The sequence below is a fragment of the Paenibacillus sp. GYB003 genome (assembly GCF_036577625.1).
Classification (GTDB): Bacteria; Bacillota; Bacilli; order Paenibacillales; family NBRC-103111; genus Paenibacillus_AB.
Map to the genome: position 1 here is coordinate 1 of NZ_JARBDC010000036.1, position 12,666 is coordinate 12,666.

Sequence of the window (12,666 nt, forward strand, 5' to 3'; positions counted from 1 at the left end):
TCCGGCTTCCTTCAGATTCTGCCTCACGACAGACACCCTTGCCCTTAGCTAACGGTAGGCGCTCGCCAGCCCCCGTTCAGGACTTACACCCTAAAGATGACGCCCATGCTGGGCGTACAACCAAAAGTCTGCCTCCACGACCGTGGGGGCAGACTTTCTGTAATCCATTTCCGGTTAACGAAACGCTTTTTATAAACCTTCCGGGCGGAGGTGGTAATCTCGGGCTTCCCGCGGGATCGGTTACCTGTACCGGGCTATCGCTGCCCGGCCAGACCTTTCCTTCGGCACCCCATAAGTAGATCTTAAGCTCGCCAAGGGGCTGATGACTTTCGTAAACCCATTAATCGGGAACGCACAGTGCGAAATCGCTTGAATAGCTGTTTATGGCGGCATTATCGAGAGAGTAAGCGATAAAACTGTCTGGATCAATGAAGATGGTTACTTTATATCTACTTGTCAGTTTAGTATACGTTAAACGTTCATGAGCATAAAGTAAATTTTACCGTCTTTATGATTTCACTTCGAATCAGCTCGGTACTCCCGGTATAGAAGACTGCCAAATAAGTATCGATCGCTCGATCGTACAGGCGTTTTTCTTCGGCGGCCGATCGAATCAAGCGCTTTCAACGGCCTCAGCCGAAAACTTCGGTGATGTGAAGCGATTCCGTTTTGCTCAAATCGACGAACGTTTGTCCGTCGATCGCGATCAGCGGACGAGTCGGATAGTTCGGATGGATGAGCACGATTTTCCCCCGGCGGCCGTCCGACAAGCCGACGTCGCCCCCGACCTGAGCGGCCATGAGCCGGTTCAGGAACGTCATGCCGATCGCCGAATCGAACCGGCCCGCGACAATATCGTCGTGCAGCTGCCGGATAACCCGGTAAAACGGAAGCGCCGGCCGCTGCGGCCTGTCGGACGACATCGCCAAATACGAGTCGCACAATGCGACGATTTTGCCGAACGTGTCGATGTCTTTTCCTTTCAGCCCGTAAGGATACCCGCTCCCGTCCTCCCGCTCGTGGTGCTGCAGGGCGACGAGCGCCGCCCGGCCTTCGAGGCCGGATTCCTTCAGCATGTCGTACCCGAGCACCGTATGCTGCTTCATAATGTCCAGCTCGTGGGGCAGCAGCTCGGACGTCTTGTGCAAAATCGCGCTCGGCAGCTTGATCGTGCCGATGTCGCAAAGGCTGGCGGCCGTCGCCAGCAGCGCGGTTTCGCGCTCGTCCATTCCGAGCCATCGCCCGAGAACGGCGGACATGCAGGCGACGCCGATGCTGTGTTTGAACCGGAAGTCCCCTTCCGCCTTCAAATCGGCGAACAGCTTGTAGACGTTCCGGTTTTGCGCGGCCTCCAAAACGGCCGGCAGCACGTTTTCCTCGATATCGGCGAGCGGGACAATCCCGTTCTCCAAAATGCTTTTTTCGATTTCCCGCAGCTTCGCGTCCGCCCGTTTCGCCAGCAATCCTGTATCGGCGCGAACCGGCTCCGGAGAAGCGAACCGGCCGGGGGGCTTTTCCTGCGCCTGCCGCCGCTCCGGCTCCTCTTGAACGCCCGACTCCGACTCCGAATCCTGTATCGGCTCCTGTACCGTTTCGACATGAATGTCGTACAAATCGACATTGAATTTTTCCAGCTTCTCGATATGCGCTTGCGTCAAAATCGTTTCCTCGGGTATAAGCAACATCCCGCTCGCATTCGTAATGTTGTGGAGCAATCGTTTTCCGACCAGATCGTTGTACTCGGCGCACTGCATGCGGCATACTCCTTCTCGGGGAGCGATCCCGTTAATGGTCTTGTCGAAAAAAACAAAAAGACCCCCCGCTTCCAGAAAAGAAAGAAGCGGGACGTCTTCACATCGCGATTCGGAGATTCGGAGCTTCGATCCCACGCTTCGGCAACCCGGCCGCCATCGGTCGTCCGACCATTAGGCCCGCGGCTTTGCGTCCTTGCCTTTCGACAAGTTTGCCTTTTTCGACTGTATGTTTTATCTTACTCGATTTGGGCGTTTAATACCACTGCCATTCGTCGAAACCCGTAAAAAAGGACTACGAATTGAAGCGTCTCGCGCGTTCGCCGAAAATTATCCGCCCTCGTTCACAACATTGTGATTTTTATCACATACATTCCTCGCGCGATGTGGTATAGTGAAGACGTGGAAGAGAACGCGATGCGAAAACGCCGCACGGGTCAAGGCTCGAAGGACCGTCCCGCCTCGGATGAACGTTCGGATTGGCCGGACGCACGGGGAAGGAGAATCGTCGGTCGCTTCGCCGGTCTTCGATCCGATCGGCTCCGAAAGGAAGGTGCCGCATGCCGGGCCGCACAGGCGAAACGTTATCCGGGCGCTCCCCGGTTATGGAGCAGCTGGCCGTCTTTTTTCAAGCTATATTGTGAAAAAAATAACTTACCATTTTTAGGAGATGATTGCTATGTTGAAGCTTTGGAGAGAACACAATTACGCCGCCGCCGTTTTGCTGCTCGTTCGCCTCTACCTCGGCTGGCAATGGCTGACGGCAGGCTGGCACAAGCTTACCGGCGGATTCGACGCCGGCGGATTTCTGCGCAACGCCATCACGAAGCCGATCGCCGACAAAGCGACGGGCGAGCTCGTATATCCGACGTTTACGGCATTCCTCGAAGCATTCGCGCTTCCGAACGTGAAGCTCATTAACGTGATCATTCCGCTCGGCGAATTTTTGGTCGGTCTCGGTCTCATCGTCGGAGCGCTGACGACGGCCGCCGCCTTCTTCGGCCTGCTGATGAACTTCATGTTCCTGTTCGCCGGCACCGTAAGCACGAACCCGTGGTTGGTGCTCGTCGGCACGATCGTCTTCATCGGCGGCGCGAACGCGGGCAAATTCGGCGTCGACTACTACTTGCTGCCGCTGCTGCGCAAATGGTTCGGACGCAACCGCAACGACAAGACGACGAAAACCGGCACGATCGGCGGCACGCATAACCCGCTTCACGCTTAACCTTCCAAGCCTTCACTCACCCGCGCGCACGGCAAACGCCCCCGCTCCCATCAGGGCGGGGGTGTTCTCCGTTTTGTTTCACTTCAAAATTTCGTACTTCCCGATGATCGGCAGCGGCTTGCGTTGGCCGCCCGCCGCATTGACGATGCCGAGCACGACGAATACGAAGACGAGCAGGTTGCCGAGCGGGGCGATGATCAGCCAGCCGAGAATCGGGATGATCGCGCCGACGATGTTGATGCCGACCGCGACCAAAAACAGCAGCAGCCCCTGATTCGCGTGATACATCGCATATTTCGAATCTCGAGCCGCGAGCAGCGGGATGAAGAAAATCAAGTAAGCCAGTATCGCCATCACCTTGTTTTTCTCGATATCCGCGCGCTCGTCCTCCGGGGAGTAAAAATTCGAGCTCATCGTTCGCACATTCCTCTCTTCGCTTATGATTTTGGCGAATTATGTAAAATTTGTCGATCCGCCTTGTAATTATTTGCGATCGATCCCCGTTTTCCTGCCGACTGTTAAAAAAACATATGCGGGCCCGCCTTTTTTTAGACGCGCCTCCCGGCGCGGATAGGCGCCCCGCCCGAAACGGGAAAAGCGCCCCCGGGCCCGCCGTTCGTCCGCGGCCCGAGAGACGCTTTCCGTTTTTTCCTCCGATCGTGCGCATCATTTCAAAACGATGCTCGTCCGGCTGTAGCCTTCCTTCGTCTTGCGCACCTCGAGCACGGCCGGGAACGCGTCCTTCAGCTCCTGCACGTGGGAGATGACGCCGATCATCCGTCCCGCGCGCTGCAAATCGACCAGCGTGGCGATCGCCTTGCCGAGCGACTCTTCGTCGAGCGAGCCGAACCCTTCGTCGATGAACATCATTTCGATCGATACGCCGCCTTGGTGCGACTGGATGACGTCGGTCATGCCCAGCGCGAGGCAAAGCGAGGCGCCGAACTTTTCGCCGCCGGACAGCGTCTTGACGTCGCGGTTTTGCCCCGTATACGCGTCGTAAACGTCGAGCCCGAGCCCGCTCTGCCTGCCGCGCGTCTCCAGCCGGTCGCTGCGCTGCAGCATGAATTGCCCGTTCGACAAGCCGGACAGCCTGACGTTGGCGGCCTGCAAAATTTGCTCCAAATATTCGATCAAAATATACCGCTCGAACGATAATTTGAGCGCATTGTCGCCCTTCAGCATCTGGTGCAAATCCATCACCTGAGCAAGCTGCTCCTCGAGCTGCCTCGCCTGCTCCTCGGCCGACCCGATCGCCGCGGCCAGCCGCTCCGCTTCCTGCTTGTACCGCGCGGCCGTCTGCACGTCGCCGATCGCCCGCTCCAGCTCCCGCTTCAGTCCGTCGATCCGCTCCTGCATCGCCGCCGTATCGGCGGGCTGCTTGTCCGCGAGCTCGCCGGCCAGCTCCGCCACCTGCCGCTCCAGCGCGGCGAACGTCCGGCCGAACTCGTCGATTTGCTCCTTCATCGCAAGGCGCTGTCCTTCGTCCAGCCTTGCCGCTATGTAATCGCCCGGTCCCGGGAAGCCGCTCTTCTCCAGCTCGATCCGGAACCGCTCCCCGGCTTCGCGCAAATTCGTTTCCGCTTCCTCCAGCGGACAGCGCCGCCAGCGCCGCGGCCGCCCTCCACCGCCCGCGAAGCGGCGATCTCAGCGCGCGGCGTAGGCGACCGCAAGCGCCGCCGTCCAGACGGCCGCCAGCCGCTCCGCGAAGAAGCCGTCCCCGCCGAAAGACGGCGCGCCAGCCGCGGCAGGCGAGCGCAGCTCCTCCGCGCCGAGCGGGAATAGGAGCTGCCCTTCGGCGAGCAGCGCGTCCTGCAGCCGGTCGACGGACACGCTACGGGGCGGCGTCCCGACGGCCAGGCTCAAATCGGCGGCAACGCCGGCGGCGAAGCCGAGCTGCATCCAGCAAGGCTCCATGCGAATCGTGCCGAAGCCCATATGCGTAGCCGACACGGCGACCGGAACGAGTAAACCGTCCACAAGCTGCGGCACCATGACGCCGTACGGAATTTGATACATTTCCGTAATCCAGCCCAAGCCGAGAAAGCCTTCGAGCGCCTTGTTTTGCCCGGCCGGCTCGCGTTTGCGGGTCGCGTGCGAATCGATCGGATAATGGCCGACGGCCACGCCGTCGAACTGGGTCGGCGCGCCGTCCAGCCCGGGAGCCAGTCTCGCGTCGTTTTCGGTAAACGTATATTCGCCCCGGATGCGGCGAGCTTCGCGCACATAAATTTGCGGCGGAAAATGCCCGTACTCCTCGAATTCGTCGGCGGCGTACCCCCATTGCGACGCTTCCTGCCGGAACGGCTCCGGCAGCGCCTCGTCGGTTTGCAAAAACCAGAGCAGCCCTTGGACGTACTCGCGGTGGCGGGCGACGATCGCTTCTCGCGTCTCGCGGTCGCCTTCGGGGTAGCCCCCGTTTTCTTCCGGGTAGTCCGTCGAGCACATGCAGTAATGATGGTTGTTGCAGTCCGTTTTGCCGTTCGGCACGGGCAGCATGTTCATCACGTCGCGAATCGAGGCGATCCGGCCTTCCTTCACGTCGTCGGCGAGGCTCGCGTACGGCTCGCGGCTGTACGATTCCGGCTTTCGGAACGGAACGCGATTGTCCGGATTTTGCGTCAGGCACAGCCGGAAATTGTATGCCTGGATGCGGTCGTCGCCTTCGCCGGTGCTGCCGGGGAACACTTCCTTCGTCGGATCGAAGTTCATATACAGCTTGCCGGCGTATTCCTCGTTCCATGCGTCGCGGGATTCGCGGCCGAGGTCGTACGGGACGCCGGCGGCGGCGGCCAAATCGCCTTCGTAGGTCGCATCGACAAAGAGGCCCGCCCGAATATTGTAAACGCTTTCTTTATGACGGTCGCGTATGCCGATCGCGCGGACCGCACCGTCTTCGACGACGGCCGCCGTCAGCTCGCAATGCCGCCTGACCTCCAGCCCGGTCTCGGCGTCCAGCATCCTTTGGAGCACGGCGGACGCTGCGGACGGTTCGAACCAAAGCCCGTAATTGCACGCTTTCACCTGCTCGGAGTCCGCCCCGTATGTCGAGGCGTAATGTTCCACGACTCGGGCCGCGAATTCGCGGAAAATCGATCCGGCGGATTCGAGCGACACGATGTCGGTTCGTCCGAGACCGCTCGTCATCAAGCCGCCGATATGCCCGGACGGCTCCAGCAGCACGGTGCGGCGTCCTCTTCTGGACGCGGCGATCGCCGCTCCGATCCCTCCCGGCGTCGCTCCGTACACCGCTACGTCGTATTCGTTCATCGCCATCGTTGTTCGCCCCTTTCGCCGGCGGTAAACATCGCGCGCCGTTTCGCGCTTCTGATGTAAACGATACCATTCGGGCGAGACGGGGGTAAGGAACATTTTTCGTTATATGATAGAACAAATTTTGTTTGATGCGTTCCGCGCAAGATCGCCATGGGCCGAGTTCGTACCGGCCGCAGCGTTCAGCTTGGATAGCCGGACGCGGACCGATAGTCGTTCGGCGTTCGTCCCGCCCAACGCTTGAAAATTTTGATGAAATAGTTCGTGTTCGGAAAGCCGACCCGCTCCCCGACTTCCGCGACGGGCAAGCTCGTCTCCTCGAGCAGCTTCTTCGCGTGGCCGATCCGCACCTGCTGGACGTAATGGATGAGCGTCACGCCCGTCTTTCTTTTGAACAGCCCGCTGAAATACGTTTCGTCCATCGAGACGAGCGCCGCCACCCCTTTCAGCGTCACGTCCTCGTGCGAATGCCGGTGAATGTAGGCGAGCGCCTTGTCGATTTCGGGATGGCCCGTGATCGGCTGGGCGCCGGTGCTCCACCGCTGCGCGTACTGCTCCGCGCGCGACAGCAGCCGCTCGCCCAGCTCGCCGTGCGACGCGCAGGCGGTCAGCTCCTCCTCCGCCAGTCCGGCGCAGCCGGCGATGCGCGCCAAAATCCGGTCGATCCGGATCGCCGTCTCTTTGACGATCGCCATCGGCATGCGGCGCCGTTCCATGTCGCGCCAGCCGCTGCGCAGCCGCTCCCGGAAATCGTCGAGATGGCGCTGCTCGAAGCTTTGGATCCATGCGCGCTCCGTTTTCCAGCCCAACGGCGCATATCGCTCCGCTCCCGACCGCGCCCCCGTTCCGTCCCCGGCGTCGGGTCCCGCTTCCGTCTCCCGTTCCGCGACGATCGCGCGCCCGTTCCAGCCTTCGTACCAGACGGTATCCAGCGCGCGCAGCACGCCGCTCCAAACGTCCCGCGCTTCCCCGCCCGCCGCCGCCGAGCCGGACAGCGCCGCCGGATACGGCGGCCTCGCAGCCGCCGATCGCTCCCGCGACGCGACCGACGCCGGATTCCAAACGAATACCGTCGTTACGCCGAAATGCGTATACGTATGGATCGCCGTCCGGCTGTCCGGCGTCGCGAGCCCGAGCTTCCGGAAATCGTCGGTCGTGAACCGGTCCGCTCCGTGCAAAAACGAGCCGATCCAGACGGACGCATAGCGCCGGTCCCCGTCTTCGGCCCATTCGCGCGGCTCCGCCGGCCCGCCGCGGTCTTCGCCGTAAATCGACTGCCACATGTCGCGGTACAGCTTCTGAAACGATTGCGACTCGGTCTGCGATCGCATCTGCATCGTTCGCAGCAGCTCGCGGTCGACCTTCGACAGCGTTTCCGCGAGCGACTTCTCGTTCATCGACAGCTTGAGCAAATAGCCCGAAGCGCCGAATTCCAGCGCCTGGCGCGCGTACTCGAACTCGTTCATGCACGTCAGCATGACGAAGGCGGATTCCATCCCCTCCTCGCGCGCATGCTTGAGCAGCTCGATGCCGTCCATGCCCGGCATAATGATGTCGGCGATGACGAGATCCGGGGCGTCCGCCTTCATCATCGCCAGCGCTTCCCGGCCGTCGCCGGCTTCGCCCGCGATCGTGAAGCCCATGTCCTCCCAGCGGATCAGCTGCTTCAGCGACCGTCTGACGAACGCTTCGTCCTCAACGAGCAGCACTTTCCACATCGGGATTCCCCCCTTCCGAATACGGCGCCGCGACGAGCAGCGGAAATCCGAGCCGAACCCGCGTTCCTTCGGGCTGCGGCAAAATGTCCAGCGCCGCCTCGTGCTTGAACAGCAGCTCCAGCCGCTCCTTCACGTTTCGCAGCCCGATGCTTTTCCGTTTGCGCGCGGCGTTTTGCGAAGCGGCGGGATTCCAGCCGGCTCCGTTGTCCTCGACCTCGAGATAGCAGCGGCCCGACTCGGCGTAAGCGCGAATCCAGATGATCCCTTCCCGGTCTTTGTTCGAGAGTCCGTGAAAAATCGCGTTTTCGACAAGCGGCTGCAGGCTGAGCTTCGGCACGAGCGCATAGTCGAGACCGGGCTCGCATTCCCAGCGGATTTCGAACGTCTGATCGTAGCGAAACGACTGAATCGACACGTACGCTTCCGTAAGCTCGCGCTCCTCGTGCAGATGAATCAGATCCGTCTCCTCGTTCAAACTCGTCTCCAGCAGCTTGCCGAGCGACACGCAGATGGCCGCCGTCTCCTCGTCGCCTTTGCCGAGCACGTTCCATTTCACCACATTGAGCGTATTGAGCAAAAAATGCGGGTTCATTTGCGACAGCAGCATTTGGAAGCGGACCGCCTCCTTCTGCCGCTCCTCCGCCTTGAGCCGGCGCATGAGCCCCTGCAGGTCGCTGACCATCTGGTTGAACGCCCGAGCCAGCGCAAGCAGCTCCCCTTTGTAAGACCCGGTCGACAAATGGGTCATCAGCTGCTTGTCGGCGACTTCCGCCATCTTTTTTTGCAGCAGCCGAAGCGGACGGGTCAGCGTCGACAAAATGAAAAACGTAATGACGACGAACAGCAGCGTGAACAGCAAAAACGTCGTGAACACCCGCTGCTTGACCGCCGCGATGTCGCCGAAAAACAGCTGCAGCGGAAACCGGCTCGCCAGCGTCCAGCCCATCGCCGGGATCGGCATCGTGTTGTACAAATAGGCGCCGTCGATCCGGTTGTAGCCGTCCGCATAGCCGCCGGCGTCGCGAATGAACGACAGCAGCGCCGTATCCGTCAAGTCGCCGGTGCCCCCGAGCACTTTGCCCTGGCCGCCCAGCATGTAGAAGTCCTGGGTAATCGGAAAGCTTCGGACCATCGACGACAGCCATGCCTGAAAATCGATGCCGATGCGGACGAGGCCGATTTGCCGCCCCTGGCCGTCGCGGAAAACGGAATACAGCGTAATGAGCCGCGCGCTTTTGCTGTCCTCGGTCCGCAGATCGGACTCCTCCTGTTCGGTCCAGACGTACGACTCCCCGCCGTCCTTCAAGGCGAGAAGCTCCGGCCGCTCCATCAGCTCGTCGTACGTAAGCGGCTGCTTCGGCGTATAGGAGGCGTACTGCCGCCCGCCGCGGTCGAGCAGCGAATAGTAGACGAACGGCGACGGCAGCGCGTTGCTTTTGATATCGTTCCACAAGTCGTCCATCCGTTTGCGCCGCTCCGCCTCGGACAGCCCCTCCGAGCCGCTCAGCATGCCGGCGACGACCGGATCCTTCTCGAGCCGGACCGCGACGCGAAACGCCATCCCCCGCATATCCTCGAACATGAGCTTCAGCTGCTCGAGCTGCTCCGTGTTTTGCCGGACGATCTGGTCGGTGAACGATTGCTCGATTTGCGCGACGCTGCGGAAATGAAGAAACGAATAAGGCAGCAGGATGAGCAGCAAAAAAACGAGAAACAGCCGATTTTTGAGCGAGGAGAACGCGAAGAAGCCGAGTCTGTCTTTCACGAAACCGCCTCCCGATTTTTGCAACCGTTTGCAAGTAATGTCGACAAATATGCCGCTTTCGTATCGTTTAGTATACCACGAAAATCGCCCCGGCTATCCTCCTTCGCCGCTGGAAGCTTTTGGTCGCGGCGGCGCGCGGGCCGGGCGGAAACAGGTAAAAATTTGACCCTTGGCAAATAAATTATGTCGCATCCGGCTTCGGCGTTTCGTGTACTGTTAGTTTCAAACGATGCATCGTCGACGAAGAGGAAAGGGTGGGTCAGTTGAATACGAAAAAATGGCTTCAAACCGGGGCGCTGCTGCTGACGGCGGCAAGCTTGTCCGCTTGCGGGTCTTCGGGTCCGAACGAGGCGAATTCCGGCAAGCCCGCGGCGGAAGCGCCGAAAGAGCCGGTGACGCTGACGTTTTACGATCCGTCGGCCAAGCAGGATCCGGCCGTCTTTATGGAGCAGTACGGCAATGCGATCCAGAAAAAATATCCGCACATTACGATCAAGTACATTTCTTCCCCGGATACGAACCCGGAAGGGCACATCGCGAATATGATCGCCGCCGGGGAGCCGATCGACGTCATGCTGAACGCCGACATCAACCATTACCGCCTCATTGCGCCGTTCAAATTCGAGTACGACTTGACCGGGCTGATCAAAAGCCGCGGCTACGATTTGTCCCGGCTCGAGCCCGGCGTCGTCAAAGCGGTGCAAGCGCTTTCAAACGGCACGGCGATTTACGCGCTCCCTTACAAAATGCAGACGATGGGCCTGATGTACAACAAAGATTTGTTCGACAAGTTCGGCAAGACGTATCCGAAGGACGGCATGACGTGGGACGAAGTGTACGATCTGGCCAAAACGATGACCCGCTCCGACGGCGGCACGCAATACCGCGGCTTCATTACGCAGTTTTACAACAGCGCTTGGATGAACCAGCTGTCGGTCGGGTTCGTCGATCCGAAGACGGACAAGTCGCTGTACAACACCGACGAGCGCTGGGCGCGGCATATCAAAAATTTGACCCGTTTCTACGAAATTCCCGGCAACGAGACGAAGGAGGGCAGCTTCGGGTCGATCAGCAACCTGTTCCTGAAAGACCGGATCGCCGCCATGTACGCGTACGTCATCCCGACGACGCCGCAGGAAGTGAACTGGGACGTCGTGACGTATCCGGAATACTCCGACCGCCGGGGCGTCGGCCCGCAGTCGCTGCTGACACTCGCCTACGTGACGAGCACGAGCAAGCACAAGGAAGCCGCCTTCGACGCGATCGCCTACTTGACGAGCGACGAGGTGCAGACGAGCATGTCCAAGCAGGCGCTCGCCTTCCCGGTAACGACGAATCAGGCCGTCAAGGACGCCTTCGGCCAGGATACGCCTTTCCTGCAAGGGAAAAACGTCCGCGCCCTGCTGAAAAGCAAGCCGGCCGACCCGTTCCCGTCGTCGCCTTACAGCCGCACGGCCGGCGTCGTCCTCGAACGGACGATGTACCAGCTGACGAAAGGCGCGATGGACGTCAATACCGCGCTTCGCACGATGTCCGAGGAAGCCGACAAAGAAATCGAGAAAGCGAAAGCGGCGGCCAGCAAGTAACGATGCCGCGCCATAAGCGCAAAGCGCGCCCGAACAGGCGCGCTTTGCTTTGCTGCGTTTCGCGAACCGGACCGGCTATGAAGCGCCTCTACGGTTTGTCCGCCAAATGTTTGACCGTATCGCCCCGGAAAAACGTTCCTTGCAGACGAATATGCTCGTAGGGCAGGCGGGCGTTGGCCAGCCGCCACAGCATCCGGTCCGCGGCGCGGTAGCCCGTCTCCGGCATGAGCAGCTCGGGGCGGGTTATACTCGGAAAGAGGCCGTCGCCGACGTTGTCCAGCATAATGACGGACAGATCGTCCGGTATGCGGTACCCCGCTTCGCTGCAAGCGTAAAACACCCAGGACACGTTCTGGTACGAGGAACAAAGCAGCGCCGTCGGCTTGCTTCGCTCCAAATGGCGCTCGAACGCCTCCCTCCATTCCGCGTTGTCGGACGAGAACGGGATGAGATGGCTTTCCTCGCGAACCTCCTCGCCTTCCTGCTTCATCGCCTCCCGAAAGGCGAGCCAGCGCTGCTTGTATCCCCGCGTCCGGGCCGTATCGCCGATATACGCGATGTTCCGGTGCCCGTTCTCCGTCAAATACCGCACCGACTGCATCGTGGCGTCGTATACGTCCCAGATGACGCTGTCCACCTTCGCTCCTACGGGCGGAAAATTGATCAGGATGCGGGGGAGCTTCAGCTCCAGCAATACCGCCTCCAGCGGCTCCGGTATTAGCGGGGTGATGAACAGCCCGTCGGCGTACAGCACCCCCTCCTGCTCCATCCAGCCCTCCAGCCGGTCGGCCGGCAGCGTCTCCGGCATAAAGGCGATGTCGACCTTGTGCCCGAGCTCGTTCATTCTTTCCTTAAGGCCCATAAACATTTGCTGGATCGAATAGCTGTACTTCGAGGAGGTTGCCATCAGGAAGCGCCGCTGCTTGGCGGATAGCCGCGGGATGCCTTCGTAAAGGAGGCTGCTTTCCTGGTCCTTCGTCAAATAGCCGAGCTCCTTGGCCAATTGAATCACCTCGCTGCGGGTTTGCTCCGACATTCCGGGCAGACCGCGCAGCGCTTTCGATACGGTATATGCGCTCAAACCGAGCTTTTCGGCGAGCTGAGGCAGCGTAACGTTCTTTTTTCTGGGCATCTCGACAGGACCTTTCCGTTTAAATAATCAACAAAAACGCAACTATAACGATGCTTATATTTTATTGTATCATAAAATCATCCTCGGCATAAACCGTTTCCGTGCAGCTCTCATCTACGAAAGCGCTGTCATGACTCATGCGCATACCCGCATACCCCGCACAGCCGGCATCTGCCGCATCTGCCCAGCGACCTTGCACCGAAAGGAAAAGGCTTA

General features: G+C 60.1%; 9 protein-coding genes and 1 riboswitch. Of the genes, 2 read left to right on the top strand and 7 right to left on the bottom strand.

The annotated features are described in order from the left end of the window. Nucleotides 1-632: 632 nt before the first annotated feature. Nucleotides 633-1,754, bottom strand: coding sequence for an HD-GYP domain-containing protein (locus tag PV407_RS13035; RefSeq protein WP_332090366.1), 1,122 nt, complete (start codon nucleotides 1,752-1,754; stop codon nucleotides 633-635). 137 nt (nucleotides 1,755-1,891) lie between these two features. Then, a riboswitch (cyclic di-GMP riboswitch) is annotated at nucleotides 1,892-1,978 on the bottom strand. 452 nt (nucleotides 1,979-2,430) lie between these two features. Between PV407_RS13035 and PV407_RS13040 the strand changes: the two genes are divergently transcribed. Then, nucleotides 2,431-2,976 (top strand): DoxX family protein, encoded by a 546-nt coding sequence (locus PV407_RS13040; protein WP_332090367.1) that lies wholly within the window; start codon nucleotides 2,431-2,433, stop codon nucleotides 2,974-2,976. Between the two features lie 78 nt (nucleotides 2,977-3,054). Here the strand turns inward: PV407_RS13040 and PV407_RS13045 are convergent, their stop codons facing one another. The 5 genes from PV407_RS13045 to PV407_RS13065 all read right to left on the bottom strand — a co-directional run bounded on the left by PV407_RS13045 (nucleotide 3,055) and on the right by PV407_RS13065 (nucleotide 9,732). Beyond that, on the bottom strand, nucleotides 3,055-3,390 hold the full coding sequence (locus tag PV407_RS13045; RefSeq protein ID WP_332090368.1) for a DUF4870 domain-containing protein: 336 nt from the start codon (nucleotides 3,388-3,390) through the stop codon (nucleotides 3,055-3,057). A gap of 252 nt (nucleotides 3,391-3,642) precedes the next feature. After that, complete coding sequence (locus PV407_RS13050; protein ID WP_332090369.1) at nucleotides 3,643-4,548, bottom strand: SbcC/MukB-like Walker B domain-containing protein; 906 nt, start codon at nucleotides 4,546-4,548, stop codon at nucleotides 3,643-3,645. Between the two features lie 75 nt (nucleotides 4,549-4,623). Beyond that, nucleotides 4,624-6,252 carry an FAD-dependent oxidoreductase gene (locus tag PV407_RS13055; RefSeq protein WP_332090370.1) on the bottom strand — a complete coding sequence of 543 codons (1,629 nt, stop codon included), beginning with the start codon at nucleotides 6,250-6,252 and terminating at the stop codon, nucleotides 4,624-4,626. A 179-nt stretch (nucleotides 6,253-6,431) separates the two neighbouring features. Beyond that, on the bottom strand, nucleotides 6,432-7,967 hold the full coding sequence (locus PV407_RS13060; protein WP_332090371.1) for a response regulator: 1,536 nt from the start codon (nucleotides 7,965-7,967) through the stop codon (nucleotides 6,432-6,434). Then, the gene (locus tag PV407_RS13065) at nucleotides 7,945-9,732 is read right to left on the bottom strand and encodes a cache domain-containing sensor histidine kinase (protein ID WP_332090372.1); all 1,788 of its coding nucleotides are present in this window, start codon (nucleotides 9,730-9,732) and stop codon (nucleotides 7,945-7,947) included. The genes PV407_RS13060 and PV407_RS13065 overlap by 23 nt, the downstream gene beginning before the upstream one ends. A 254-nt stretch (nucleotides 9,733-9,986) precedes the next feature. Here PV407_RS13065 and PV407_RS13070 point away from each other — a divergent pair, with 254 nt between their 5' ends. Further along, a complete protein-coding gene (locus tag PV407_RS13070; protein WP_332090373.1) occupies nucleotides 9,987-11,318 on the top strand; it encodes an ABC transporter substrate-binding protein in 1,332 nt (443 codons plus the stop codon). 88 nt (nucleotides 11,319-11,406) lie between these two features. Here PV407_RS13070 and PV407_RS13075 read toward each other — a convergent pair whose 3' ends face one another. Next, a complete protein-coding gene (locus PV407_RS13075; RefSeq protein ID WP_332090374.1) occupies nucleotides 11,407-12,450 on the bottom strand; it encodes a LacI family DNA-binding transcriptional regulator in 1,044 nt (347 codons plus the stop codon). Nucleotides 12,451-12,666: the final 216 nt, after the last annotated feature.

Excerpts from the sequence above, each read along its gene's own strand:
- PV407_RS13075 (WP_332090374.1), bottom strand. The coding sequence starts at position 12,450 with ATGCCCAGAAAAAAGAACGTTACGCTGCCTCAGCTCGCCGAAAAGCTC.
- PV407_RS13045 (WP_332090368.1), bottom strand. The coding sequence starts at position 3,390 with ATGAGCTCGAATTTTTACTCCCCGGAGGACGAGCGCGCGGATATCGAG.
- PV407_RS13060 (WP_332090371.1), bottom strand. The coding sequence starts at position 7,967 with ATGTGGAAAGTGCTGCTCGTTGAGGACGAAGCGTTCGTCAGACGGTCG.
- PV407_RS13035 (WP_332090366.1), bottom strand. The coding sequence starts at position 1,754 with ATGCAGTGCGCCGAGTACAACGATCTGGTCGGAAAACGATTGCTCCAC.
- PV407_RS13040 (WP_332090367.1), top strand. The coding sequence starts at position 2,431 with ATGTTGAAGCTTTGGAGAGAACACAATTACGCCGCCGCCGTTTTGCTG.
- PV407_RS13055 (WP_332090370.1), bottom strand. The coding sequence starts at position 6,252 with ATGGCGATGAACGAATACGACGTAGCGGTGTACGGAGCGACGCCGGGA.